We start from the raw sequence: 24,753 nt of genomic DNA, 5'->3' as shown, positions 1-24,753 counted from the left end.
TATTATGCTGCCCTTAGCTGCCTCTCGGTATCCGTTAAACTTAACTGAAACGACTCGCGTTTAAAGATGCGTTGCATGTAGGCATTTAAGGCTTTTGATTTCGCAGGAACATCAATCCCCATTTGTGGAAGACGCCAAAGAAGCGGTGCAAGGGCGCAATCAAGCAATGAAAATTCGTCGCTCAGAAAATAGGGTTTGTCATTAAAAATCGGCTCCAGGCTGATTAAGCTTTCCAGAAGCAGTGCTCTTGCTTCATCGGCATTGACTTCAGCTCTGATATCCTGCATCAGTCGATACCAATCCTGCTCGATGCGATGCATCATTTTACGGGCTTCAGCACGCGCGACAGGGTATACGGGCAACAGCGGAGGATGAGGAAAGCGTTCGTCCAGGTATTCCATAATGATTCGGGCTTCATACAATACCAGCTCTCTATCCAGTAACGTAGGAACAGTGCCATAAGGATTAACCGCTAATAAATCGGAAGTTGGCTCGTCACGTTTTGCCAGTAAAATTTCAGCATTGACCCCTTTTTCGGCTAAAACGATTCGAACTTGATGACTGTATACATCATCATTATCTGAATACAAAGACATAATTGTACGCTTCGCTACAATAGCCATCAGCAACTCCTCGTCAATCGTTAGTTCACGCCTAATTGCGCTCAAAGGCAAGCATTTTATCACAATTTGTCGGATGATTGCCGATTACTACATAATTTTATTCTTTTGGGTAAATTTTATTCAAAAGAATCACTTATGCAACCGGCGCCAATAGACTTTCTTGAGCAGGTAGGCCAATACCAGAAAAACACCGAGGTAAATCAGAACGCCTTTGCCTATATCATAACGCACCAACTGGGCAGGTTCTGACACATAGGCTAAGAAAGTCACCAAATCCTGAACAGCACTTTCAAATTCTGCTAAATTCATTTCCCCTTTTTCCACCTGCAGAAGATGGGAGATGGCTGTCAGATTTGGGTTATTGTTATTATCCACCGCGATGATTTTTCCTGCCAGGGGTTCCAATACATTGGGCATGGCCACATCGGGTTTTAATAAATTGTTAGAACCGAAAGGCCGGGTCTTATCCGCATAGAAACTGGTCAAATAGGTATAGATCCAAAACGGCCCCTTTTCTCTCGCACTCAATGACAAATCAGGCGGAACAATACCAAACCATTGCATGGCGTCTTCAGGTGGCATGCTGATTTGGATGGGGTCAAATACTTTGGCCTGGGTGAAAATTAAATTACTGAATAATAAGTCCGTGTCCAATTCACCGTCAAAGGTGGTCAATCCCAAATCATGCGCCATACGGTTATAGCGCATAAACCGCAAGGAATGGCAACCGGAGCAATAATTCATGTACATTTTTGCACCGCGCTGCAGACGGGTTTCATCCTGCACGTTGAGGTCGAAGGTCTTTAATGCCACCTCATGGCCAACCGAGGCGTGGCTTACCGAAATGAACAATCCAAACAATACGGTCAATAGTCCTTTCATGATTATCTCTCTATCCTGTCAGGGACAGTGCGGTGTGTTTCAAAACGGGTATACAGGGGCATCAATAAAAAATACCCAAAATAAATGACCGTGCAAAGAAAAGCGATTGTCTGCTTAAGCGGAGTCACAATCACCGTGCCCAGGTAACCCAGGACGATGAAACTCACAATGAATGCCGCCAGGGCCAGGCGCGACAGGTTGCCTTTGTAGCGCATGGAACGCACAGGACTTCTGTCAAGCCAGGGTAGAAAGAACAGAATGACGATGGAAGCCCCCATGGCAATAACACCTAATAATTTATTCGGTATGGCCCGTAAAATGGTATAAAAAGGCGTCATGTACCAAACCGGCGCAATATGCTCGGGCGTCACCATCGGATTGGCCGGCGCAAAGTTGGCATGTTCCAGAAAATAGCCGCCCATTTCCGGGACAAAGAAGACGACAGCCGCGAAAGCAATTAAAAAGACAATCACACCCACCAGATCCTTGACGGTGTAATAAGGATGAAAAGGAATGCCATCCAGGGGCCTGCCTTCCTCATCCACGTGTTTCTTGATGTCAATTCCTTCGGGATTATTGGACCCGACTTTGTGCAAAGCCACCATGTGCAGGAAAACCAGAATCACCAGCAACAAAGGCACGCCAATCACGTGCAGGGCAAAAAAACGCTGCAGGGTTGCATTGGCAACGTTAAAATCGCCACGAAGCCAGGTGGCCAGCGTTTCCCCAATAAAAGGAATCGCCCCAAACAGCGAGGTTATCACCTGAGCTCCCCAATAAGACATTTGTCCCCAGGGCAAAAGATAACCAAAAAAAGCCTCTGCCATCAGCAAAATAAAAATTACCATGCCAATTAACCAGAGCAATTCCCTGGGTTTTTGATAAGACCCATACAGCAGGGCGCGAAACATGTGCAAGTAAATCACAATGAAAAAAGCCGACGCGCCAGTCGAATGCATGTAACGCAAAAGCCAACCGTAATTAACCTCGCGCATAATGAATTCCACAGAATTAAAAGCTTGCTCGGAACTGGGTGTATAAAACATGGTCAACCACAGTCCGGTGACAATTTGATTCACCAAAACCAGTAAAGCCAGCGAACCGAAAAAATAGAAAAAATTAAAATTCTTTGGAGCATAATACTCACTGACGTGATGTTTCCACGTGCTGATGAGAGGAAAACGTGCGTCTACCCAGTTTAAAAAAGCGCCCATGCTTGATTATCCTTGTTTTTCATCTTCACCAATAATAACGACACGCTCGCTGACAAAGCGGTATGGCGGCACTTCCAGATTAATGGGAGCAGGAACCCCCTTAAATACCCGTCCGGACAGATCAAACGTTGAACCATGGCAGGGGCAGTAAAAGCCGCCCGGCCAATCAGGACCCAGGGTATTTTCATCGGGCGTGTATTTGGGGGAACAACCGAGGTGCGTGCACACACCAATCAACACCAGGTATTCCGGATTGATGGCGCGGTATTTATTCTTGGCATACGCAGGCTGCTGGTCGACTAAGGAGTCTGGATCTCGTAATTGATCATTATGAGCATCCAGCTGTTTAAGCATTTCCGGCGTCCGTCGGATGATCCACACCGGTCTTCCCCGCCATTCCACCGTGGCTTGCTGACCCGGTTCAAGATGGCTCAAATCGACCTCAATCGGCGCTCCAGCGGCCTGAGCTCTGGCGCTGGGAAGCCACGAGGAAACGAAGGGTGTTAATGCACAGGCCACGCCTACCCCGCCAAGGATGCCCGTACTGGTCAAAAGAAATTTTCGGCGCTGCTCGTCAATGATTTCTTCATTGACTTCATTAGGGGGTTCAGTGTGACCGGGTATGCTGGTGTCTGTCACGGCTATCGTCCTGTTCAAATCCCTGAAATGCTGCCTGCAGTGAGGAGCAGGTAATGTATCTTCTGTTATATCAAAGAATTAGACATTTGGAAATGCCCGGCCAGACATCGCGAGCTTAAGTTAACGAAATCACAGTGTCGCTGCTCGCCGGCAGTTCACTCTGCCAATCAGAAACGTCTTGGAAGGCGGGTAAACCCTGGGATGAATGGTAAAGAGAGATAAAAAAAAACCCCGCCGAGGCGGGGCTAAAATTGGTATTAACGTTTTGAGTATTGGGTAGCACGACGTGCTTTGTGCAAACCCACTTTTTTACGTTCAACACGACGTGAATCACGAGTCAGCAATCCGCGGGCACGTAATTTTCTGCGGTAAGAATTGGGATTCGCTACTGCATCTTCCGCCAGACCTTCTTCATCATAGGCGACCAATGCACGGGCTATACCCAGGCGAATAGCACCAGCCTGACCAGAGATACCGCCGCCGGTTACTGTAATGTAAAGATCAAAATTGTCTAATTGGTCAACAGTCTCAAGAGGCTGACGAACGATCATGCAAGACGTTTCACGGCCGAAATATTCTTCCAGCTTGCGATTATTAATGGTGATTTCACCCTTGCCCTGGCGTAAAAACACACGAGCCGTTGAACTTTTTCTACGACCAGTGCCATAGTATTGCTGCATTTCAGCCATAATACTTATTCCTCAATCTCTAGTTGCTTAGGTTGTTGTGCAGCATGGGGATGCTCATTGCCTGCGTAAACCTTTAATTTTCGATACATTTCTCTACCTAAAGGATTTTTAGGCAGCATGCCCTTTACAGCCAGTTCGATAATGCGCTCGGGCTTGCGGGCCTGCATTTTGTCGAAGGATTCTGACTTGATACCACCGGGGAAACCGGTGTGATGATAATACATCTTGTTTTTGAATTTTCGGCCTGTGACTGTCACCTTTTCAGCATTTGTTACAACGATATAATCGCCTGTATCAACATGCGGGGTATATTCAGGCTTATGCTTGCCTCTCAAACGACGTGCAATTTCAGTAGCCAGGCGACCTAATGTTTTATCACTCGCATCGACTACGTACCAGTCACGTTTGACTTCGTGAGACTTGGCGCTAAATGTCTTCATTAATTAACTCCGTACCGCCTACATTGGTAATCTTTCAATCTTGGACGGGCGATTTTAACCAAAACTGCAATAACCTACAAGTCAATTACAAATAAAACTTGTAATTAGTGGTCATCAATAATTAAAGTTCTTGTTTAACTCCGATACAACCTCGTCGCAGATGCCCGGCTGGAGCAGCTGGATTTGAATACAATTTGGAAGAAAACAATACTTATAAACCCTCGAAGAATACTGAACTATGAATTATTTTTCAAGTCCTGTTTTATTTTTCCAGTTCAGAGGCCTCTAAACTGCCTTACAACTCCCTTAACCCTGAATCAACAGGCGTTCCACCGTGCCATTCTTCAGCAAGTGAGTATCGATAATCTCATCAATGTCTTCAAATGATGAATAGGTATACCACACGCCCTCGGGGTAAATTACAACGCAGGGGCCCAGACTGCAACGGCCAAGACAACCGGATTTGCTGACTCGAATTTTGCCGGGACCATGAACTTCAAGCTCCAGTAATTTCTCTTTCAGGTAGGCAAAATAAGGCTCGCCACCGTGATTGGCGCAGCAGGTTTTACCTGCCGGCTTCTGGTTGGTGCACAGAAAAACATGTCGGGTGTAATGATTCAACGGTTACTTGCCTCGTTCTTCAATTTTTGTTTTTAACTTCAACCCGGGTTTAAAGGTCACCACCCTTCGGGCAACGACTGGAATTTCTTCTCCGGTCTTGGGATTTCTGCCTGGACGCTGCGGTTTGTCACGCAGGGTAAAATTACCAAAACCAGAGAGTTTCACGTGCCTGCCGTTTTCCAAGGCATGGCGAATGGTTTCAAAAAACTGCTCTACCATGATTTTGGCTTCCGGCTTCGGCAGCCCCAATTCATTGCATAATGTTTCTGCGATCATTGCTTTACTTAGAGCGTTCACGATTACTCCCTCAATGTTATAGCAAATTTCTCATCCAGTTTTTTGATTATAGCACTGATTATCTCATTGATCTCATGATCAATCAGGGTGCGCTTATCGTCCTGCAGAGTCAAAGCGATGGCAATGCTTTTCTTGCCAGTCGGGATTGAACCGCCGGTGTAGACGTCAAACACATCAAAGGATTTAAGCCAGCCATTGGCAACTGTACCCTGAATCAGGGCTTCAATGGCCGCCACAGAGACCTGTTCATCGACCAGGAGGGATAAATCGCGACGAATTTGCGGGAATTTCGAAATCGGCTGATACCGGACTGGCTTTACCTGAGCAAGCGATGCCAATGTCAGCTCAAAAAGGATGACTTCGTCGCTAACATCCAGCGCCTGTGCCAAACGGGGGTGGAGCACACCGCACCAACCGATGGGTTGCCCATCCCGCATTAAGCGGGCGGATTTACCAGGGTGAAGCGCGTCATGTTCTGCTTTCTGGAAGGCAATGTCCCCAAGATGCAACGAAGCAAAAAGGGCTTCCAAATCCCCTTTAGCGTCATAAAAATCAAACGCGCGCGTCTGTTCAAGCCAGTTTAACGCCCCGCTCTGGCCGGTTAACAGGCCAGCAAAACACGCCCGCTCAGTCAGCTTGCCGTCCTTCACGTCAAAAATAACGCCGTTTTCAAAAAATTTGATCGTTGGCTGCTGGCGATGGATGTTATACACCATCGATGCGATGAGGCCAGGCCACATGCCCGCCCTCATCTGCGACAGTTCCGAAGAAATGGGATTAAGCAGGGTCATGAACTTCTGAGCCGGGTAAAGGGCAGCCTGCAATTCAGGATCAACAAAGCTGTAGCTGATGGTTTCATGATAACCACGCGCCATAAAAAACTGTGACAATTGCTTGCCCAGGGTTTCAAGCGGATTAATTACGCCGGCCTGCACGGTGGTAATCATTTTATCGCCGGGAATCCGATCATAACCATATAAACGCACGATTTCTTCAATCAGATCGACATCCAGGCGCATGTCAAAACGGTGAGTCGGCGGGGTCACTTTCCAGACGTCGCCCTGATTATCAACCGTCATGCCCAGTCCCTGCAGCATGTGTAGCATGTCCTGGGGGCTCACCTCAAGGCCAGTCAATTGTTTGACCTTGCCGGGTTTTAAGTGAATGACTTTGTTTTGCGGCAAGTGTTCAGGCTGGCTAACCCGCGATACCGGTCCTGCCTTTCCGCCGGTGATAGCCAGTAACAATTCGGTGGCCCTTTCAATGGCCAAGCCTTGTAAAGCAGGATCCACACCCCGTTCAAAACGCTGTGAGGAATCCGTGCTTAAACCGTAGCGCCGCGCAACCCCAGCAATGGTTACCGGATTGAAAAAAGCACTTTCCAAAAAGACATCGACTGTCTCTTCTGTCACACCGCTGCAGGCGCCGCCCATGACTCCGGCTATAGCCACGGGCTGGCTGGCATTGGCAATGACCAGCTCATTACCCGTCAGTTCGGCCTGCTGGCCATCGAGCAAGTCAATCACCTCGCCTTTCTGACTCTTACGCACCCGGATGCCGCTGTCAACCAGTCTTAAATCAAACGCGTGCATGGGTTGTCCAAGTTCCAGCATCACGTAGTTGGTGATATCCACGACAGGATGAATGGCGCGAATTCCTGAACGGCGAAGTTTTTCACGCATCCACAAAGGCGTTTTCGCCTGCGGGTTAATGCCGCGGATAACGCGGCCGTAATATTGTGGGCAACCTTCCCTGTCGAGCAATTCAATGCTGATTTCTTCATCCATGGCGGGCGGGCAATGGGCAGCGGCCGGTTTTTTTAAGGGTAACCGGCTGATGGCCGCTACCTCGCGGGCTATCCCCAACACACTCAGGCAATCCGCACGATTGGGCGTTAAATCAATGTCCAGTACCTGATCATTAAGCATCAGGTAATCTCTAAGATCCTGTCCTGTGGGAGCGTCGTCGTCCAACTCGATGATGCCCTCTGACGCATCCGCCAACCCCAGTTCAGACGCAGAGCACAGCATGCCCTGTGACAGTTCACCGCGCAGGGTCGATTCCTTGATGGTCAATCCCCCCGGAAGCGTCGCGCCAACCTGAGCCAGGGCCACCTTTAAACCCGCACGGACGTTGGCGGCGCCACACACCACGTTAAGTGGCTTGCCATTGCCCGTATCCACCTCACACAAAGTCAGCTTATCGGCCTGCGGATGGGGCATCGTCTGCTTCACCTGCGCCACAATGACCTTATCAAAAGCCCCGGCAACCGGATTGACCGCGTCGACTTCCAAACCCGCCATGGTTAAAAGCGCAGCCAGTTCCTCTGCGTTTTTTGCAGGATTTACCCATTCACGTAACCATAATTCACTAACTTTCATCGTCAATACCTGTCCACTGTTTGGAGACTTCCCATCCGTTGCCGAGCCTGGCAACGACTAGAATTGTTTTAAAAAGGTTAAATCGTTTTCAAACATCATACGCAGATCGTCAATGCCAAAATACAGCATGGCCAATCGGTCCATACCCATACCAAACGCCCAGCCCTGATAATCTTCGGCTGAAATATTGACCGCTGCCAGCACGTTAGGATGCACCATACCGCAGCCCAAGACTTCGAGCCATCCGGTGAATTTGCAGGAACGGCAACCCGATCCGGAACACTGAGTGCACTCGATATCGACTTCCGCTGAAGGTTCAGTAAAAGGGAAATAAGACGGCCTGAATCGTAAAGCCAACTCGCGGCCAAAAAAAGCAGCGAAGAAATCGTGCAGCAAACCACGCAGCCCGGTTAAGGTCGCTTCCTTATCCACTAACAATCCTTCAACCTGATGGAACATGGGGGTGTGCGTTAAGTCGGAATCACAACGGTAAACACGTCCCGGCGCGATGAGTCGCAGGGGCGGTTGACGGTTTTCCATGGTGCGAATTTGCACCGGGGACGTGTGCGTACGCAGTAAATGGCCATCACCAAAATAGAACGTGTCATGCATCGCACGTGCGGGATGATGTCCGGGAATATTCAATGCTTCAAAATTGTAAAATTCAGTTTCAATTTCCGGGCCACTGACGATATCAAAGCCTAATCGGCTGAAATAATCATTGATGAATTGCTTGACCTGGGTGACCGGGTGTTGAGATCCATACCTGGGTTGCCGACCCTTTAAGGTGATATCAATGCGTTCTGATTCGAGTTTTTTCTGGAGCAGATCTTCTTTTAGTGTCAGCATCTTTTCTTCAATCAGCGCGCTGATGGCTTGTTTAGCCTGATTAACCAATTGACCCACGCGCGGCTTTTCCTCGGGCGGCAGGGCGGCTAATCCTTTCAGGATTTCCGTAAGCCGACCTTTCTTACCCAAATAGTCAACACGTATTGCTTCCAGCGTGTTGATATCTTGGGCCTGGCCGATGGCTTCCGACGCATGTTGCTGCAACTCGATAATATCTTGCATGATTTTGCCTACATGTAAAAAAGGAGGCCAAAGCCTCCTCGTGATTCAACAAACACTCAGTTCATTTTGCAAGGGCGGCTTTCGCTTGCTCAGCAAGAGCTGCAAATGCAGGTTTATCATAAACAGCCATGTCGGCGAGGATTTTTCGATCCAGCTCGATTGTGGCCTTTTTCAAACCATTGATCAGTTGGCTGTAAGAAATACCGCACTCACGTGCCTGAGCATTGATACGGGTAATCCATAAAGCACGGAACTGACGTTTTTTCTGACGTCTGTCGCGGTAAGCATACTGGCCCGCTTTGATAACGGCCTGTTTGGCTACACGATAGGTCCGGCTACGGGCACCGTAATACCCTTTGGCTTGATCTAATATTTTCTTGTGACGGGCTTTCGCAGTCACACCACGTTTAACTCTTGGCATTTTCTATCCTCCCCTTAACTACCATGCAACATACGAGCGGCCAACTTGGCATCACAATCTTTCAACCGACTGGACGCAACACGTAAATGGCGCTTTTGCTTGGTGGATTTTTTAGTGAGGATGTGATTCCTGTAAGCGCCGCGACGCTTGATAGAACCACTCGCTGTCTTACGGAAGCGTTTACTCGCTCCACGATGTGACTTTAATTTTGGCATAAAAATATACTCCGCATTTTTATTTCGCTACATACACAATGAAGTGACTGCTGGACAACTGGGGTGATTACTTCCCGGACGTCAGAAAACCACTCTACTTTTTCTTGGGCGACAATACCATCAATAACTGGCGTCCTTCACGTTTCGCCTGCTGTTCAACCACGCCGTATTCGGCAGTGTCCTGTTGCAAACGTTCCATGATCTTCATACCAATATCCTGGTGAGCCATTTCACGACCACGGAACCGCAGCGTGACTTTGACTTTGTCCCCATGATTTAGGAAACGTATCAGGTTGCGTAGCTTGACCTGATAATCCCCATCTTCCGTCGTAGGACGGAATTTCAGCTCTTTAACTTGAATCTGCTTCTGCTTTTTACGTGCTTCAGCCTGTTTTTTACTCAACTCAAAGAGAAATTTACCATAATCCATGATGCGGCAAACAGGAGGTTTGGCTGTAGGTGAAATTTCCACCAAATCTAAACCGCTTTCCTCCGCTGCGCGCAACGCTTCACGCGTTGAAATAATACCTGCTTGGTTGCCATCAGCATCAATTAAACGTACTTCGGGTACATTGATCTGTTCATTAACTCGTGCGCGATCACTATCACGCTTGTTTGTTACACTAATGGTCTTATCCTCCAAACTTGGGTTTACATGCGACTCTTCGCAGCAATTTCCTGCTGCAGCATTTCGCCAATTTTATCAATAGCCATGACTCCCAAATCAGCTCCTTCACGAGTCCGGACAGCAACAGAGCCACTTTCGACTTCTTTGTCGCCTATTACCAGCAAATAGGGAACCTTTTGCAGAGTATGCTCGCGAATTTTAAAGCCTATTTTCTCATTTCTCAAGTCAAAATTTGCACGAATGCCTTGTTTTTGCAAAATTTCAGTGACTTTCGTGGCGAAAGCATCCTGCTTTTCACTGATGGTCAGCACCATTGCCTGTACTGGCGCGAGCCACAAAGGGAACTTCCCAGCGTAATGTTCGATAAGAATGCCCATGAAGCGTTCAAACGAACCTAAAATGGCTCGGTGCAGCATAACCGGTGTTTTTTTACTGCCGTCCTCCGCCACATAACTGGCTTCGAGACGATCCGGCATGGAGAAATCAACCTGAATTGTACCACACTGCCAGATGCGGCCCAATGAATCAGCCAGCGAGCATTCAATTTTAGGGCCATAGAAAGCACCTTCACCGGGCGCGTCAGCCCAGGTAATGCCACGGCTACGCATCGCCTCCTGCAAAGCACCCTCCGCTTTATCCCAGACGGCGTTGCTACCCACTCGTTTTTCGGGGCGAAGCGCAAGGCGATACTTGATTTCATTAAAACCGAAATCAGCATAAACGGATTGCACAAGCTCGAGCATCATCGCGACTTCCGACTGGATTTGCTCTTCTGTGCAAAAAATGTGTGCGTCGTCCTGCACCATGTTGCGTACCCGCATCAAACCATGCAGGGAGCCGGAAGGTTCACAACGGTGACAGTTACCAAACTCGGAAAAGCGCAAAGGCAAATCACGATAACTCTTAAGACCATTATTATAGACTTGAACGTGGCAGGGGCAGTTCATGGGTTTGACTGCGTAATGACGATTTTCAGTCTCGGTAACGAACATTTCTTCACGGAAATTATCCCAGTGGCCTGATTTCTCCCACAAGGTTCTGTCCACCAATTGAGGTGTTCTGATTTCCTGGTAGCCAAAATGACGCAGGCGCTCCCGCATGTACTGCTCAAGCATTTGATAAATTGTCCAACCCTTCGGATGCCAGAATACCATTCCCGGAGCAATTTCCTGAAAATGAAACAAATCCAGGGCCTTGCCCAGTTTGCGATGGTCTCGCTTTTCAGCTTCCTCAATGCGATGCAGGTAACTCTCCAGTGCTTTTTTATCACCCCAGGCTGTACCGTAAATGCGCTGCAACATTTCATTATTGGAATCACCGCGCCAGTAGGCACCAGCCACCTTGGTGAGCTTGAACGCTTTTAAACGGCCGGTAGAGGGCACATGCGGGCCACGGCATAAATCTTCAAAGTCGCCTTGCTTGTAAAGGGAAATCACTTCACCGGCAGGAATGTCGGCAATGATTTTTGCTTTATACTCTTCGCCTAAACTACGGAAATAGCTTATGGCTTCATCTCGCGGCATTTCCCGCCGTGTGACGGGGTAATCGGCTTTGGCCAACTCGGCCATTTTCGCCTCGATACGCTCGAGGTCGTCCGGAGTAAATGGACGCCCAAAGGCAAAATCATAATAAAAACCGTCTTCTATCACCGGACCGATGGTGACCTGAGCACTGGGGAATAAACTTTTCACCGCCTGGGCGAGCAAGTGGGCAGTCGAATGGCGGATAACCTCAAGGCTTTCTTCCTGTTTATCAGTAATTAACAGCAAATCACTGTCATTTTCAATGATAAAACAGGTATCCACTAATTGATTGTTGACCTTGCCGGCGAGCGTGGCCTTGGCCAGACCCGGGCTGATGCTGTTAGCCACTTCAAAGACAGAAACAGCCTGTTCAAAATGCTTTATTTGACCATCAGGCAGTTTAATGTTTGGCATGTTGTTCTCCTTCCCCTACCAGGCTCTCATTTATACTGAATTTAGGGATCGATAGCAATCGGGTTTTAAAAACGGTCATTGGGCCATCTCCCATCCATTTTTTTGTCAAACACCAGACCAAAAAAAAACCCTGCAAAGCAGGGTTAAGATGGTAGGCACGAGTGGGATCGAACCACCGACCACCACCATGTCAAGGTGGTGCTCTACCACTGAGCTACGTGCCTGGAATTCGTCGCTATTTGCGAATGGCCGAGATTATATAAAAGCTCTCTCGACAAAGCAAACATTATTTTCAGCTCGGCATCTGCTCTTATCCCTTGAAAACAAGCCAGGCCCCTGGGCCCGGCTTGGCGAGGTTAACCGCTATGGTTAAACCACTTCTGGGAGGATGAGGCACTCCCTGCATCTCCTCCTGCTGGACTTGAAACACTAGGTTTCGCGGCAATGGTAGCAAACGCCGGCAATTTGTCAACCACTGATTTCTAAACGAAACCAAAGGTTTCGTTTTGTTATGATTTACAGCCAAAGTAAAGCTTTGTTACACTTCGTTCCTTTACCATTGAAGATAGAGCATGGACAAAACCGGTTTAGCCAAACAATTCGCCTGTCGTCTGAAGGAGGCCATGATAAGCGCCGGCCTAACCTCCACCCGTTCGACTTCCGGCGTCTGTATTCACCAACTGGCGGAAATTACCCGTTACTCCTTACAGATTTGTCGACGCTACCTGCGGGGAGAAGCCATTCCCGAACCCGTTAAGCTGATAGAAATGGCTGAAAAATTAAATACTTCACCCGGATGGCTGCTTTTTGGCGAGTCCTACCCTTCACAAAATGCACAAAAATTGACCATCGACAAGAAACTACTTCACTATATTTTTTTACAGGCTGGGGCTTTATATAATGCCGCTGAAACGGAAGATACTGCGGCCTTTTTGACTAATCTGGTCAATGATGTCAGTTTGATCAGTGCCTCTGAGGAGCAATCAAAAAGGATCATCGATCTCGCCCTGTCTTCCGTCAATTACTTCAACCATTAACACGGACGTCACAGGAACCTCATGAATACCGGCTGCAATTCAATAACCCCCCATCCCCAACTTCTCGAGGTGTTGTTTACTTGCAGGCAACGCAGTGCGCGTGTGTTTGACGATGTGTTGGGCCTGCACGACGTGGACCACCTCGCCATAGCCTTCGTCAGCCAACAGCAGCAACTGCTTATTCTGTCTTCCACACCGTCTCTTGAATTTAATCTCTTCAGTCAGCACCTGTGGCGCTTCGATCAAAGTTATTCGCTTGCCTGGATGGCCAAACAGGGTTTTGCCGGGTGGCAAAGCCTTTATCATCCAGCCTGCTACCATGAATTGTTCTATTACAAGCAGTTAAAAACCCATTACCGGCGAGGACACTCACTGGCCATCGCCTATAATCATCAGCCGCTGGTTTTTTCTTATGCCAGCCGCAAGGAAACCGAGACGGGTGACATCAGCCGGGATCTCTCGAAAATGGGGTTTTACTGCGCGCAATTACTGCACCCGCTGCTGAAACCATTGGGTTTTTAACAAAACCTGTGCAAGGCCAACCGCCGGAGGGCGGTTGACTTGACGCGGTCAATTCGTACAGGCATAGGAAGGATGGGTTGCGATGACATTTTGGTAGAGTTCGAGGGTTAAATCGGGAATACCATCCCCTTTTTTCGAGTCAGGATTGCCTTCTCCGGCCTTGCTGTTAAGCGCCACAGCCACCGTGATGTTATTGCATTCACTTAAGACGTACATTACACGATAGCCCAGGGTACTCCCTTCGTAAACCCAGAACCGGGTTTTCATTGATTTATCATAATAATAACCCACACCCAGCCCAAATCCGCGCGGATCATCGGCAGTGACCGTATCGATGGGGTTTCCTGTTTCCATGGAGACAATCGATTTTAATTCCTGCAAGGCTTTTTCACGGTGTTCCGGACGAAACAATTTGCCATGGTAGAGGAGTTGCACCCAGTGAATCACATCCGGCATATCAGCAATGATGGCCCCGGCACCACCTGCCCAGGATAGATTATTTTCAGTAATATCCACTAGCCCTTTTTTATCGGTGTCGTAGACATAGCCATGCGCCATACGCGGCATGACTTGCTCATGCACTTTTTCGCCTTCTGCACCCGCGGGGTAAAAGGTGTTTTGCAGGTGATGCGGCTTGATAATCCGCTCCTGCAATTCCTGTGCAAGGGGATTGCCGGTCACCGTTTCAATGATGAGGGCGGCGAGAATATAATTGGAATTGGAATAATCGAAGCGATTCTTGGGCGCAGGCGGCAGCGTTTTGTCGGGGGAAGCATAATTTAAAAGCTCCGCGTCAGTCCATTGCATTTTAAAATCAGACTCGTCTTCTTTCTTTCCAAATTCTTCGCTCGCGGTATAATTAGGGATACCGCTGGTCATGTTCAATAGTTGTTCGATGGTGACGTCCTTCCAGTGGGGGTATTGCGGCAACCATTTACCCACCGGATCCTTAATGGATAATCGCCCCTCACCTTCCAGTTGTAAAATAATGGCGGCCACAAACGACTTGGTTATGCTGCCAATCTCAAACAGACTGCTTGAATTGACCGGCTTATTGTAGGGTGAACGGCCACTGACGCCTGCATAAAAACCATAAACAGTGCCTTTGTCAGCGCCTTTTTTCTCAGGCAAAAAAACTGCAGCGGCAATCCCCGTGACGTCTTCGATTTTTCCTTTGTGGGCTAAATAATTGTCAATGACTTTCTGCAAGCCCTGTTTCGACAATTGTTCACTGTCATGATTCGCCATCGTTGGGATGACATACCCTGCCGCGACAGTCAATAAGGCAATACCAAGAACTTTATTTTTCATACCCTATCCTTATAATAATGGTCGCTAAAGACGCCAAGCTACCGTACCAGTATGGCATAACTTAACAGAGCACTCCACGTCAGCCTGAGTTGGTTGGTTTTTTTTGCGATAAGGCGCGCAGGGCTTCCAGCGACTCGGCGAGCTCCCCGGTTCTCACCTTCTCCAGACGACCAATCGCCGCCAGATCAATGGCGACCCAATCGCAATGAGGGTGCGGCAACGCCTCAACCTGATGGCTCATCGCGCGCAGGTAGGCCACCTTAGTCCCCAGGTCGCTGGAATAAAAACAAGGATTACTTTTGCCCGTCCCATATTTGTAAAGGGAGAGTTTTCTAGGCAGTACCTGGTGCACAAAGGTGGACAATTGAAACGTCAGATCGTCTCGGCAATATTCATTGGCTACATGGACCGGCACATCGTATTGAGCCTTACCAACTTTTAACCAGGCTTGATGTTGTTCCTCCGTGTCCTCCTTAAGGCGCCTAATGTCCATGTACTCTTTCATTGCGGTTTTAAGCGGGGTGAAATTAAAACCAGTCGAGTCTTTCACCTTCACTCCGTTTTGCGTGTAACTCACTCCATTCTTCTCCATGTCCTCACAACGCTTAAGCATCTCAGCGGCCGTATCGGCATCCATGTACTTCTCAAGCATGTGGGTATCCTTTGCCCAGTAGGCGTATTCATAGGCAGTCATCTGTTTGAAGGTTCGCAAAGAATAGTCCGTGACTGTACCCGGGACTAACAGTAATTCAGGATGCATGGCCACGATGTCCTCTGCCTTTTTCTGGTTTCCATTGACAACATGCTGTAGTAACCGGTCAACAAGTCTCGCTGGCTGCAAGAAGGTATGGGAGCGTTTATGGGTTGTAATAAAGGCACTGATATCCTTCTTTGTGAGGTAAGAGCCAATGACATTCAGGGCATCCTTTGGCAGAGTCTGAAAATAGGGATAGCAGGTCAGGTCTTTTATTGCTTTGGGTAAATTGTTAATCGCCGATAAATCACTGACTAATTCCAACTGTTCATTAACCGGCAAACTAAAAAAATCACTTATTTTTTCCTGAATTTTTCTAATTCAGCAGTCAGTTCTTTTTTTCCATCCATCCATTGGACTGCCTTCTCCTGCAAGGTTTGAAAATGAAGGGAATGTGTTTCATTTTTGGAAAGTCCCATTGCTTACCTGCCTGCCTCTATTGAGAATAATATTATCGAAATGTTCATTATATAACACGCAAGCAACCAAATGGTATAAAACTTGCCTCCCTTTGAGGATGACATCATGAACGAGGAGCACGCATGAGCGAATTTAAACCCCAGCACATGAATGCCACAATGGATGACCTTCTTGGCAACGGCGGCAAGGGACGCTACCTTTTTCTGACCGGTTCGGATGAGAGAGCACAACAGATTAGCGAGCGATTTACTCACCCTGTCGTTAAACGCCACCCTCGCCAGCATAATTTTTATTTAGGCACGCTGCCAGGCAAAAACGGCATGATTGACGTTGGTGCCATTTCCACCGGAATGGGAGGGCCGAGCGCCGACATTATTATTAATGAACTGGCCGCATTGGGCGCCCGGCGTTTATTACGTATCGGCACCGCCGCCTCCCTCCAATCTGAACGGGTCAATGTGGGGGATCTGGTCATCGCTACCGGCGCCGTTCGTGATGACAAGTCCTCCTGGGACTACATTTATCGTGAATACCCGGCCGTGGCTTCGCTGGAATTTCTAGTCGCCTCAGGCCGGGCGATTAAAAAAATGACGGTTTCCAGTGACACCCATTTTGGCCTGGTGCATTCCAAAAGTTCGCTGTTTGCACGGGAATTTAATTTAAGCCTGACAGAAGAAAACCGTCATTACATGGATGGGATACGTCAGGCTGGGGTGTTGGCCACCGAAATGGAGTGTGCCCAGCTTTTTACCTTGTCGTCGTTATTGTCCGCGCGTCAACAGCAATTGCACCCGCAAAATCCAGCTCAGGGCATACTGGCAGGCGCCATTCTTGCCATTATTGGCGATGACAAGGCTTCCTTTTCCGATAACAAGGAGGCAACCAGCCGTGCCGTGACGGCTGCCATTGAACTGGGTTTGGAAACCATGATTGAAATGCAGGCGATTGATGAAAATCCGCACAACTTGTTTTAGTCGGTTCGACTAACTAGAAATTTTCCCTGATTCTGGCCAGCTGATCGACGCTGTCTTTGAGCATGGTACTGAAGGAGTGGAGATCATCGCCGCTAAAACCGTATTGATCAGGGCCAGTGGTCATGCTGACTAAGGTTTTTATCGCCTCAATGGCCTTTTGCACCTCGTCGGCCAGGATTTGCAGGCGTTGGCGTCGTTCGTCAGTTTGTGGGGTAGCAGGCTCCATCGCCAACGCGTCCATTTTAGCTTCAATTTCAACCTGAAGGCCTTTTAATTTTTGATTAAGACGCATGATATTATCGTGGGTCTCTTTATCCACATTCTGAATTTGAACAGCTGGATTATCACTCATTCTCTCTCTCCATCATCACGCGGTTTATGTATTTAGATTAGCGTATGCAGCCTGGTTTGTCAGTCTGGCAATAAATGCTATCATTGTCTTTTTTACGAACAGTGCTCATCATGTTACTGCATTTGTTATTCATTCTCGGGATTTGTGTTGAGGCCATGACCGGCGCCATTGCTGCCGGACGCAAAAAAATGGACTTTTTTGGTGTCATGGTGATTGCCTGCATCACTGCGCTGGGTGGCGGAACCGTTCGCGACATGTTGTTCAATACCCATCCAATTACCTGGGTCGCTCATCCCGAATACCTGTTGTACACCTGTCTTTTTGCCTTTTTGACCATTTTTATTGCCAGCTCATTAGCCCGCATCATGAAGGTCTTTTTAATTCTTGATGCCTTGGGCCTCTCTACGTTTGTGATCATTGGGACACAAAAGGCACTGGCCAATGGGTTAACGCCGAGTATTGCCGTCATCAGCGGCATGCTGACCGGCATCAGCGGCGGGATGTTACGCGACATTCTGTGCAATGATATTCCCTTGGTCCTTCGCAAAGAACTTTACGCTGTCATCGCAGTGGCAGGCGCTGTACTGTACATTACCCTTGAACATTTTCAAGTCAGCAACCACTTAACCATCTTAATCACCATGACAGCCATTTTTGTCACGCGATTATTGGCCATTTTCTTTCACATTGAAATGCCAAAATTCGATTACTCTGCCAGTTTAAGCAAACGGCGCAGGCAATAAACGCACTGTTTATTGCCGTTCCTTCATCAGGCTTCGCGGACTTCGCGAATAACCACGTCTTCAAGCGGCACATCCCCATGCCCCATGCGTTGGCCTGTTTTGACTTTGACGATGGCATCGACTACATCCATACCATCGACCACTTCGCCAAATACGCAGTAACCATAACCTTGCGGATGCTCTCCGGTAAAATTCAGGAATGCATTATCAACCACATTGATGAAGAATTGGGAAGTAGCGGAATGCGGATCCATGGTTCTTGCCATGGCAATCGTCCCGCGCTTGTTTGGCTTGGCATTCTTCGCCTCGTTTTTGATCGGCGCATTGCCTTTTTTCTGCTCCATGTCCGCGGTCAATCCACCGCCCTGGATCATGAATTTATCAATCACGCGATGAAACATGGTATCGTTATAAAACCCGCTGCGGACATACTCCAGAAAATTATCGGCAGTGATTGGGGTATTTTCCTTATCCAGTTCGACGTGGATATCGCCCATTGACGTTGAAATAATGACCATTGTTACTCCTCTTCAGTTAAATAGGACGCTCGTCATTGGACGACGATAAAATCAAATCACGCATTTTAGCACAAACATCGTGCATGACATGAATATTATGAATACTCGCCAAGGCGGTAAATAAGGTGGCTTTTTGTTTAAACAGATGGTGCAGAAAAGCCCGTGAATAATGTCGGCAGGTGTAGCATTGGCATCCCGGCATGACTGGGCTATCGTCCTCGGCATAATGTGCTTTTTTTATCTGGATCCGCTGATTTTCATGAGGGCTGTCAAATTTAAGCCAATGCCCTTCTTTAATCACTTCGCCGCAATACAGGGCGCCATGGCGGGCATTGCGGGTAGGTGCCACACAATCAAACATGTCAATGCCTTCTTTGACGACATCCAGTAAATCCTGGGGTGACATGCCGACCCCCATGGTATAACGCGGCTTGTTTTCCGGAAGAAACGCATGGACCCAACGGATGATTTCCACGGTTTTTTCCATATCAAAACCAACGGTTTCGCCACCAATGGCCACGCCGTCGGTAGTAACGGAACTGACAAACGCCGCGCTTTCGCGGCGTAACTCCTCATAAATGCCACCCTGGATAATGCCAAACAAAGCCTGGGAATAACCGTAGCGCGAATGGGGATGTTCCTGGTGGTAGGCAATGGATTGTTTCAGCCAGCGGTGAGTGCGCGTCATGACCTGCCGGGCTTGCTCTCTACTTAACGCATCGGGTGTGCATTGATCAAAGGCCATGATGATATCGGCACCAATGATTTTCTGGGTTTCAAGCGACATTTCCGGCGTCATGTGAATAACACGTTGGCCATCAGGCAATTTGAAATGCGCCCCCTCTTCATCAATGGTACAAATCTCCTTGTTTCGTGACAGACTAAACACCTGGAAACCACCGCTATCGGTCAACATCGGCCCATGCCAATTCATAAACGGGTGCATGCCGCCTGCTTTTTCAATGACTGTCATTCCAGGTGCACAAAGCATGTGGTAGGTGTTGCCACCCAATATGATTTGACTGCCTGCCTGAATTAACTCTTCCGGCATCATATTATTGACGCCGGCACGGGTGCCTACCGGCATGAAGACGGGCGTGATAAATTCGCCATGGGCGGTTTTAACGCGAGCCACCCGGGCTTTATTGTGGGGATAGGCGTGCAGGACTTCGCAATGAAATGAACTCATGATGGGTTATGCCTGTTGCAAATAAGCCATGATAGCCAAGTGCGCGCCATTTGACCAGAAGCTCTAGCGTTTACTCAACACCAGCCAGTTAATGGCTCCGGCCAGAATCATGGCAAGAAAATAAAGTGCAGCCCAGGCCGGCATGGACAATCCCAACCAAGTCCAGGTAATCTCGGCACAGTCCCCTGCGCCCAAGAGCAAAGCATGCACCACATCCTGCCAGGGAAAATAGCGGATTAACACATCAAGACCTGGCAGGCAAGCCGGGGTTTGTTCCGGCGGCAGGGATTGCAACCAGATCTGGCGCGCGGCAAAATAAAATCCCGCCACCGCAAAGGTGATGATCAATGCCGCAATGTATTTTCCGCCACGACTCATTCCCCAAAACCAGGACATCATGGTGAAAGCCAATAAGGCCATGACACTGAAACGCTGCATCAGGCAAAGGGGACAGGGCGTCAAGTCCCTGACCAGTTGAAAATAGAAGGAAGCGGCAAGCACGAACAGGGTGACAAACACCAATAACAATTGCCAATAACGGTAAAACCTGGAACTCATGATTGAGGCAACATGTATAGAATCGCGTTTTTAATGTCCTCGTCGCTGCAATCCACACAGGTTCCTTTCGCTGGCATGGCATTGAGGCCCTTGATCGCGGAGGCGGTCAGACCATCGATGTCTTTTCGAGCAGCGATGCGTGCCTTCCATTCGGCTTCGACACGGAATTTGGGCGCCCCGGCCACACCGTCACGATGACAGACACTGCAATACTGATCATAAACTGCCTGCCCTGGTTCCTTTTTTTCTACCGCAGCGGTCTGCACAGGCTGGGTGGATGGCGTTTGCGCCTCTCCTTCTTTCTGGACACGCACGCTGCCTACCGGTTTGATGCGGTTAATAATCTGCTGCTTGTCAAAATCATCCACCGCATAGACACCTGATGATAAGGCTATGAGCAACATAAAAATGCCAAAGCGCATGGCGTGTACCTCATAAAATAAATTAATCAAAATGATACCGGTAAGCCCGGCGCATTTCCAGCGTCAAGGCACATCGGGAATCCCTATTAAAGCAACAGTAATTCCTCAGCATCCACCTCTTCAAGGTGACGGTGGTAAGAGAGTATTCTGTCTTCCTGGACATCAAACAATGCCGTGCCTTGAACATAGGCATAATAATAGGTGTCTTCGCCCTGGAGTGGATGAGCAGGCACGAGATTGTTTTCCCAGTTTGCATTTAAACTGTTGACCTGCCAGAGGCAGGGGATTTTTTCCCCGCTTAATAGTTGCTCAAGAACCGGCCCATCTACCCCGTTGTCACGCGCCAGATCATAATGCAAACGTAAATCCGATTGGTTTTTTACAATCAGGAAGCTCACGCGGGCATCATCATCCAGCAACAGGAAACTGCCCGAATTGTCGGCCAGGTAATATTCGACAATACCTCTTTCTTCGCGCAATTGCTTAAAAAATGCGGCAAAATGTTTATCATGAAGGCAGCTTGGTGACGTCACTGACAGCATGCGAACGATCATTTCTGACATCGCCTGAAAATACTGCCATTGCAGTTCATAAATGCTCTTGGTGATCAATTCGGCCGCCAAGGGATCACTTTTCTGAATGTAGCGATGGATCAATCCCTCATTGAAGGCTTCAATTGCTACTTTTTCATCGGCCTTACCAGTCAGCAGTATTTTTTTAATGTTGGTGTCGGCAATGCGGCGGCAAAACTCAATGCCATCTATGCCGGGCATGGCATAATCCACGACCACCACGGAGATTTCCGAGAACCGCCGGGGATTGTAAATTTCAGCGTGAATGGCCGCCAGATTCAAATTGATGGTTTGATTGGTCAGCGGACAATGTTTAGCTTCGGTGTATTCGCTTAAGCAGCGCTGACTCAGCGTTTCGGATTCACCCCGTTTTCTTTGAATGCAATCCAGTGCATCAAACGGGGAATCGAACATGCGATAAGCCAATCCTTCATCCAGTTGCAGCACGAAATTCAGCAAAAAATCGCGGCTGTCGTCAATAAACAAGGCAGTACTTGGAAAATAACAGGTGGGAATTGAATAATGTTGCATAGCTCCTCCTGAGCAAGCGTTCCAATAACAATACCAGTTATAAGCGCTGACAAAATGGTATTTACTGCGGAACAGGTGATGTCCGTGTCACCTGACTGATCAGGCCTTACAACGTGTTTATAAAAAATAACATAGGCTAATCTTTTTGCCAAATAAAAATCAGTCGTACTTGGGAAATGTCAACACGAATTGAGTGTAGACCCCTTCCTGCGATTCACACTGAATATCTCCCCCAAAACGCTGCATGACCAGTTTGCAAAAAGACAATCCAAGACCCGTTCCCATAAACGTGGTGGTATAAAAATGATTAAACAAACGCGCCAATTGTTGCTCAGACATGCCTTTTGCGGAATCCCTGAAATAAAGAAAATTGTACTTTTCTCCCTGCTCAGCCCAGATCACCACATCCCCTTTTTGCACCGTGGCGATGGCATACAATGCATTTTTAATGAGATTAAACAACACATGCTGCATTAACAACCTGGACCCGTAAAAATTAAAATCACCATGCCAGCTGATGAGCTGACGCTCGTCACTGCTTTTGAACGGATAACGTTCCAGGGCCTGCTCAAGGCAATCCGCAATGGAACAGGCCTCCAATTTACAGTTTTGCAGCGAGTTTTCACGGCCGGCTTTGACCAGCAGCATGTCAATGATGGTATTGGCATAATCAATTTCACTGACGATGCGCTCATGGATGCCGGCTAATTGTTGCAATCGGTTGGGCCTAATGGCATTGTTGAGCAACCCTTTTTCACTGGCTAAATGATAGGCTTGAACCAGTTGCGGCGAATACCGCGCCATGGCCACAGCCCCGCTTTTAATGCCAAGCAGCGGCGTTCGCAATTCATGCGCAATCATCCCGGCAGCTGCTGCCATCCCGTCCAAACGCTGCTGTTGCAGCATGGCTGTTTTGTAATTTACCGTTGAACCCACAATAATGACAAAGCTCACCACCAGGAGCATTTCGACATGCTCTTCGCCAAAATAGACCACGGGCGCTGACAGGTAATGGCAAAGCAGTGCCAATCCCCAGCCCAGCACCAGCAGAATAATCATGGTCGGCACATCAACGAGCAGCACCAGAAGAAACACACTGCACAAAAGCGACATCGCCGATATTACGCTGGCATGGCTCATTAAAAAAAAATAGGAATAAAAGAACGGCAAGGCATAAAGGATGGTTATAAACCAGTACCAGGGCAGGTAGGGTTTTAATCGCAACGGCCAATAAGGCGTTAAGGCCAGACCCAATCCGAGCAGGCTTGCCACAAGCCTTAAGCTTAAATTTTCATAGGGTTGTGGGAACCAGTCTGTCCAGATCCAGTAGAATAAAGGAAACCCTGCAAAAGCAAGTATCCCTACGGCAACAAGCTGATGTGCAGCATGCGACAGGCTGCGCTGCATTGAATGATCAAGGTAGGTCACCGCCTTTTTGAAATTGCCCATCGCATCCCTTCAGACTGACTGTAACAGCAAGAATTGACTACCGCCCGTTCAATGTCAAGCTTCCGCCGCGACATCAGACACCCGTCATCTTACGTAAAAATTTGCATAAACGACGTGGCGCAATGCCCCCCTGGATATTATACTAAAGACAAGTTATAACTTCCTGTTTCTTATAGGAACACTTATCGTCCGTCACTTCACGCGATAATGGATATTCAATCAAATTCAACAAGGACTTGCCCATGACTAAACACCGTGATGACGCTCCTCCCTCTTTGCCATCCGAAGCAAGGCCTGAGCGTCCTGAAGCAAAAAGCGAGCCTCGTCGTTTACGCTGGTCGCCGCTTTCGTTTGCTGCCCTGGGTGCTGCGGCCCTGTCACTGATTTTAGCCTGGTATGCCCTTTCAGAGTCACGACAGTTCAACGAAGACAAGCAGAGTCTCCAGACAGCATTTGAAACCCTTAGCCAGGCGCAGCAAAGTCATGTGCAACAACTTAATCAGTTACAGCAACAGATTAAAAGCGCGCAAAGCCAGTTGCAGGAGCGACTCACGGAGTTAAACAACCACGTGAATACCGCCATGGCACAACGACTCTACCAAAAGCAGGATTGGGTCTTGCTTAAAGCGCGCTATTATCTTGAACTGGCGCAAATCAATGCGCACTGGACGGACAATCAGGAAACCACCGCTGCTCTTTTGCAACAGGCCGATGAGCTGCTGAAAACCCTGTCTGATCAGCGCATCTATGCCATTCGTCAGGCCATTGCCAAGGAAATTGCCGATGTGAAATCCTCCCCCGCCCTTGATATTGCCGGATTAATGAGCCAGCTCGATGCCGCACAGAGCCTCGTATCCAAGTTGCCGATTAAACAAAGCATCAGCAGCCCTTCTGCCAATCCGCTGCCCGCTGCTCAGCAAGGCACACCTTCCGCCTGGCGGGAAAGGCTCAGGGAAAGCTTAAATCTCCTGGAAAAACTGGTCGTGGTCCGTCATCAGACGGACGACATCAGGCCCATTCTTTCACCGCTTCATCAGGCCTTGCTCAGGGAAAGCATTCGCATGAACCTGCAGGAAGCTCAGTGGGCACTGCTACAGAATAATGAGCAGGTTTATCAACAATCGCTGACCCAGGCATTGAAAGACATCCATCGCACCTTTGAAAAAAAGGCGCCGGTCACTCAATCGTTGGTCAAGGAACTGCATGCCTTGAAACAAACGGCATTAAATCCTGCCCGCCCGGTACTTGGTCAATCCCTACCGCTTTTGAATCAATTGATTGAAAGTAACACTGCCTCCACGCCTTCTGCCGCACAACCGGCTTCCACGCAAGAGGATAACTGA

General features: G+C 48.4%; 29 protein-coding genes and 1 tRNA gene. 5 read left to right on the top strand and 25 right to left on the bottom strand.

Annotated elements, in window-relative coordinates; translation table 11 throughout:
* Positions 1–2: 2 nt before the first annotated feature.
* From sspA to GH742_RS02580, 15 genes are all read right to left on the bottom strand, one after another.
* On the bottom strand, positions 3–623 hold the full coding sequence (sspA, locus tag GH742_RS02650; RefSeq protein ID WP_203456036.1) for a stringent starvation protein SspA: 621 nt from the start codon (positions 621–623) through the stop codon (positions 3–5).
* Between the two features lie 129 nt (positions 624–752).
* Complete coding sequence (locus GH742_RS02645; protein ID WP_370569542.1) at positions 753–1,508, bottom strand: cytochrome c1; 756 nt, start codon at positions 1,506–1,508, stop codon at positions 753–755.
* Complete coding sequence (locus GH742_RS02640; protein ID WP_203456034.1) at positions 1,508–2,719, bottom strand: cytochrome b N-terminal domain-containing protein; 1,212 nt, start codon at positions 2,717–2,719, stop codon at positions 1,508–1,510. Before GH742_RS02640 ends, GH742_RS02645 begins: the two co-directional genes overlap by 1 nt.
* Before the next feature lie 6 nt (positions 2,720–2,725).
* Positions 2,726–3,358, bottom strand: coding sequence for a ubiquinol-cytochrome c reductase iron-sulfur subunit (petA, locus tag GH742_RS02635; RefSeq protein ID WP_239005254.1), 633 nt, complete (start codon positions 3,356–3,358; stop codon positions 2,726–2,728).
* Between the two features lie 257 nt (positions 3,359–3,615).
* Entirely contained in the window at positions 3,616–4,047 is a 432-nt protein-coding gene (rpsI, locus tag GH742_RS02630) for a 30S ribosomal protein S9 (protein ID WP_203456033.1), read from the bottom strand.
* 5 nt (positions 4,048–4,052) lie between these two features.
* The gene (gene rplM / locus GH742_RS02625) at positions 4,053–4,487 is read right to left on the bottom strand and encodes a 50S ribosomal protein L13 (RefSeq protein WP_058530451.1); all 435 of its coding nucleotides are present in this window, start codon (positions 4,485–4,487) and stop codon (positions 4,053–4,055) included.
* 306 nt (positions 4,488–4,793) lie between these two features.
* Entirely contained in the window at positions 4,794–5,108 is a 315-nt protein-coding gene (locus GH742_RS02620; protein ID WP_203456032.1) for a ferredoxin, read from the bottom strand.
* A gap of 3 nt (positions 5,109–5,111) precedes the next feature.
* A complete protein-coding gene (locus tag GH742_RS02615) occupies positions 5,112–5,405 on the bottom strand; it encodes an integration host factor subunit alpha (RefSeq protein ID WP_058530454.1) in 294 nt (97 codons plus the stop codon).
* 2 nt (positions 5,406–5,407) lie between these two features.
* Positions 5,408–7,786, bottom strand: coding sequence for a phenylalanine--tRNA ligase subunit beta (gene pheT, locus GH742_RS02610; RefSeq protein ID WP_203456031.1), 2,379 nt, complete (start codon positions 7,784–7,786; stop codon positions 5,408–5,410).
* 57 nt (positions 7,787–7,843) lie between these two features.
* Positions 7,844–8,857 carry a phenylalanine--tRNA ligase subunit alpha gene (gene pheS / locus GH742_RS02605; RefSeq protein ID WP_203456030.1) on the bottom strand — a complete coding sequence of 338 codons (1,014 nt, stop codon included), beginning with the start codon at positions 8,855–8,857 and terminating at the stop codon, positions 7,844–7,846.
* A 61-nt stretch (positions 8,858–8,918) separates the two neighbouring features.
* Positions 8,919–9,278 carry a 50S ribosomal protein L20 gene (gene rplT / locus GH742_RS02600; RefSeq protein WP_108294603.1) on the bottom strand — a complete coding sequence of 120 codons (360 nt, stop codon included), beginning with the start codon at positions 9,276–9,278 and terminating at the stop codon, positions 8,919–8,921.
* A 14-nt stretch (positions 9,279–9,292) separates the two neighbouring features.
* The gene (rpmI, locus tag GH742_RS02595) at positions 9,293–9,493 is read right to left on the bottom strand and encodes a 50S ribosomal protein L35 (protein WP_108294601.1); all 201 of its coding nucleotides are present in this window, start codon (positions 9,491–9,493) and stop codon (positions 9,293–9,295) included.
* Between the two features lie 94 nt (positions 9,494–9,587).
* Complete coding sequence (infC, locus tag GH742_RS02590) at positions 9,588–10,121, bottom strand: translation initiation factor IF-3 (protein ID WP_108294717.1); 534 nt, start codon at positions 10,119–10,121, stop codon at positions 9,588–9,590.
* A gap of 23 nt (positions 10,122–10,144) precedes the next feature.
* Entirely contained in the window at positions 10,145–12,058 is a 1,914-nt protein-coding gene (gene thrS, locus GH742_RS02585; protein WP_203456029.1) for a threonine--tRNA ligase, read from the bottom strand.
* A gap of 149 nt (positions 12,059–12,207) precedes the next feature.
* A tRNA-Val gene (locus tag GH742_RS02580) sits at positions 12,208–12,282 on the bottom strand.
* A 348-nt stretch (positions 12,283–12,630) separates the two neighbouring features.
* Here GH742_RS02580 and GH742_RS02575 point away from each other — a divergent pair.
* A complete protein-coding gene (locus GH742_RS02575) occupies positions 12,631–13,095 on the top strand; it encodes a helix-turn-helix transcriptional regulator (RefSeq protein ID WP_203456028.1) in 465 nt (154 codons plus the stop codon).
* Between the two features lie 21 nt (positions 13,096–13,116).
* Positions 13,117–13,617 (top strand): hypothetical protein, encoded by a 501-nt coding sequence (locus GH742_RS02570; RefSeq protein ID WP_203456027.1) that lies wholly within the window; start codon positions 13,117–13,119, stop codon positions 13,615–13,617.
* 48 nt (positions 13,618–13,665) lie between these two features.
* Here the strand turns inward: GH742_RS02570 and GH742_RS02565 are convergent, their stop codons facing one another.
* From GH742_RS02565 to GH742_RS15720, 3 genes are all read right to left on the bottom strand, one after another.
* A complete protein-coding gene (locus tag GH742_RS02565) occupies positions 13,666–14,928 on the bottom strand; it encodes a serine hydrolase (RefSeq protein ID WP_203456026.1) in 1,263 nt (420 codons plus the stop codon).
* A 79-nt stretch (positions 14,929–15,007) separates the two neighbouring features.
* Entirely contained in the window at positions 15,008–15,964 is a 957-nt protein-coding gene (locus tag GH742_RS02560) for a hypothetical protein (RefSeq protein WP_203456025.1), read from the bottom strand.
* Between the two features lie 14 nt (positions 15,965–15,978).
* Positions 15,979–16,101, bottom strand: a complete 123-nt coding sequence (locus tag GH742_RS15720; protein WP_255536093.1) for a hypothetical protein — start codon at positions 16,099–16,101, stop codon at positions 15,979–15,981.
* Positions 16,102–16,224: 123 nt separating this feature from the next.
* Between GH742_RS15720 and GH742_RS02555 the strand changes: the two genes are divergently transcribed.
* The gene (locus tag GH742_RS02555) at positions 16,225–17,076 is read left to right on the top strand and encodes a nucleoside phosphorylase (RefSeq protein WP_203456024.1); all 852 of its coding nucleotides are present in this window, start codon (positions 16,225–16,227) and stop codon (positions 17,074–17,076) included.
* Between the two features lie 13 nt (positions 17,077–17,089).
* On the opposite strand, the gene GH742_RS02550 is transcribed toward GH742_RS02555, so the two are convergent.
* The gene (locus tag GH742_RS02550) at positions 17,090–17,428 is read right to left on the bottom strand and encodes a hypothetical protein (protein ID WP_203456023.1); all 339 of its coding nucleotides are present in this window, start codon (positions 17,426–17,428) and stop codon (positions 17,090–17,092) included.
* A 110-nt stretch (positions 17,429–17,538) separates the two neighbouring features.
* Between GH742_RS02550 and GH742_RS02545 the strand changes: the two genes are divergently transcribed.
* Positions 17,539–18,171 (top strand): trimeric intracellular cation channel family protein, encoded by a 633-nt coding sequence (locus GH742_RS02545; RefSeq protein WP_203456022.1) that lies wholly within the window; start codon positions 17,539–17,541, stop codon positions 18,169–18,171.
* Positions 18,172–18,197: 26 nt separating this feature from the next.
* Here the strand turns inward: GH742_RS02545 and GH742_RS02540 are convergent, their stop codons facing one another.
* The 6 genes from GH742_RS02540 to GH742_RS02515 all read right to left on the bottom strand — a co-directional run bounded on the left by GH742_RS02540 (position 18,198) and on the right by GH742_RS02515 (position 23,410).
* Positions 18,198–18,689: a peptidylprolyl isomerase gene (locus tag GH742_RS02540; RefSeq protein WP_203456021.1), complete on the bottom strand. Its 492-nt coding sequence runs from the start codon at positions 18,687–18,689 to the stop codon at positions 18,198–18,200.
* 16 nt (positions 18,690–18,705) lie between these two features.
* Complete coding sequence (tgt, locus tag GH742_RS02535) at positions 18,706–19,878, bottom strand: tRNA guanosine(34) transglycosylase Tgt (protein ID WP_203456020.1); 1,173 nt, start codon at positions 19,876–19,878, stop codon at positions 18,706–18,708.
* A gap of 63 nt (positions 19,879–19,941) precedes the next feature.
* Positions 19,942–20,436: a disulfide bond formation protein B gene (locus tag GH742_RS02530; protein WP_203456019.1), complete on the bottom strand. Its 495-nt coding sequence runs from the start codon at positions 20,434–20,436 to the stop codon at positions 19,942–19,944.
* The gene (locus GH742_RS02525) at positions 20,433–20,858 is read right to left on the bottom strand and encodes a cytochrome c5 family protein (protein ID WP_203456018.1); all 426 of its coding nucleotides are present in this window, start codon (positions 20,856–20,858) and stop codon (positions 20,433–20,435) included. Before GH742_RS02525 ends, GH742_RS02530 begins: the two co-directional genes overlap by 4 nt.
* 86 nt (positions 20,859–20,944) lie before the next feature.
* Entirely contained in the window at positions 20,945–21,961 is a 1,017-nt protein-coding gene (locus tag GH742_RS02520; protein ID WP_203456017.1) for a response regulator, read from the bottom strand.
* Between the two features lie 159 nt (positions 21,962–22,120).
* Positions 22,121–23,410 (bottom strand): sensor histidine kinase KdpD, encoded by a 1,290-nt coding sequence (locus tag GH742_RS02515; RefSeq protein WP_203456016.1) that lies wholly within the window; start codon positions 23,408–23,410, stop codon positions 22,121–22,123.
* A 242-nt stretch (positions 23,411–23,652) separates the two neighbouring features.
* On the opposite strand from GH742_RS02515, the gene GH742_RS02510 reads away from it, so the two are divergent.
* On the top strand, positions 23,653–24,753 hold the full coding sequence (locus GH742_RS02510; protein WP_203456015.1) for a uroporphyrinogen-III C-methyltransferase: 1,101 nt from the start codon (positions 23,653–23,655) through the stop codon (positions 24,751–24,753).

Source organism: Legionella sp. MW5194, assembly GCF_016864235.1.
GTDB lineage: Bacteria > Pseudomonadota > Gammaproteobacteria > Legionellales > Legionellaceae > Legionella_C.
The sequence above is the reverse complement of the archived record's forward strand: the minus strand, read 5'-3'. Positions and strand labels throughout refer to the sequence as shown.

Bases quoted from the DNA above. Each gene is read 5' to 3' on its own strand.
- tgt (WP_203456020.1), bottom strand. From the start codon at position 19,878: ATGAGTTCATTTCATTGCGAAGTCCTGCACGCCTATCCCCACAATAAA.
- pheT (WP_203456031.1), bottom strand. From the start codon at position 7,786: ATGAAAGTTAGTGAATTATGGTTACGTGAATGGGTAAATCCTGCAAAA.
- GH742_RS02640 (WP_203456034.1), bottom strand. From the start codon at position 2,719: ATGGGCGCTTTTTTAAACTGGGTAGACGCACGTTTTCCTCTCATCAGC.
- GH742_RS02520 (WP_203456017.1), bottom strand. From the start codon at position 21,961: ATGCAACATTATTCAATTCCCACCTGTTATTTTCCAAGTACTGCCTTG.
- GH742_RS02565 (WP_203456026.1), bottom strand. From the start codon at position 14,928: ATGAAAAATAAAGTTCTTGGTATTGCCTTATTGACTGTCGCGGCAGGG.
- sspA (WP_203456036.1), bottom strand. From the start codon at position 623: ATGGCTATTGTAGCGAAGCGTACAATTATGTCTTTGTATTCAGATAAT.
- rpmI (WP_108294601.1), bottom strand. From the start codon at position 9,493: ATGCCAAAATTAAAGTCACATCGTGGAGCGAGTAAACGCTTCCGTAAG.
- GH742_RS02550 (WP_203456023.1), bottom strand. From the start codon at position 17,428: ATGAGTGATAATCCAGCTGTTCAAATTCAGAATGTGGATAAAGAGACC.
- GH742_RS02545 (WP_203456022.1), top strand. From the start codon at position 17,539: ATGTTACTGCATTTGTTATTCATTCTCGGGATTTGTGTTGAGGCCATG.
- GH742_RS02570 (WP_203456027.1), top strand. From the start codon at position 13,117: ATGAATACCGGCTGCAATTCAATAACCCCCCATCCCCAACTTCTCGAG.
- thrS (WP_203456029.1), bottom strand. From the start codon at position 12,058: ATGCCAAACATTAAACTGCCTGATGGTCAAATAAAGCATTTTGAACAG.
- GH742_RS02525 (WP_203456018.1), bottom strand. From the start codon at position 20,858: ATGCGCTTTGGCATTTTTATGTTGCTCATAGCCTTATCATCAGGTGTC.
- GH742_RS02575 (WP_203456028.1), top strand. From the start codon at position 12,631: ATGGACAAAACCGGTTTAGCCAAACAATTCGCCTGTCGTCTGAAGGAG.
- pheS (WP_203456030.1), bottom strand. From the start codon at position 8,857: ATGCAAGATATTATCGAGTTGCAGCAACATGCGTCGGAAGCCATCGGC.
- GH742_RS02540 (WP_203456021.1), bottom strand. From the start codon at position 18,689: ATGGTCATTATTTCAACGTCAATGGGCGATATCCACGTCGAACTGGAT.
- GH742_RS02510 (WP_203456015.1), top strand. From the start codon at position 23,653: ATGACTAAACACCGTGATGACGCTCCTCCCTCTTTGCCATCCGAAGCA.
- rplT (WP_108294603.1), bottom strand. From the start codon at position 9,278: ATGCCAAGAGTTAAACGTGGTGTGACTGCGAAAGCCCGTCACAAGAAA.
- GH742_RS02530 (WP_203456019.1), bottom strand. From the start codon at position 20,436: ATGAGTTCCAGGTTTTACCGTTATTGGCAATTGTTATTGGTGTTTGTC.
- rpsI (WP_203456033.1), bottom strand. From the start codon at position 4,047: ATGGCTGAAATGCAGCAATACTATGGCACTGGTCGTAGAAAAAGTTCA.
- GH742_RS02555 (WP_203456024.1), top strand. From the start codon at position 16,225: ATGAGCGAATTTAAACCCCAGCACATGAATGCCACAATGGATGACCTT.
- GH742_RS02515 (WP_203456016.1), bottom strand. From the start codon at position 23,410: ATGGGCAATTTCAAAAAGGCGGTGACCTACCTTGATCATTCAATGCAG.
- GH742_RS15720 (WP_255536093.1), bottom strand. From the start codon at position 16,101: ATGGGACTTTCCAAAAATGAAACACATTCCCTTCATTTTCAAACCTTG.
- rplM (WP_058530451.1), bottom strand. From the start codon at position 4,487: ATGAAGACATTTAGCGCCAAGTCTCACGAAGTCAAACGTGACTGGTAC.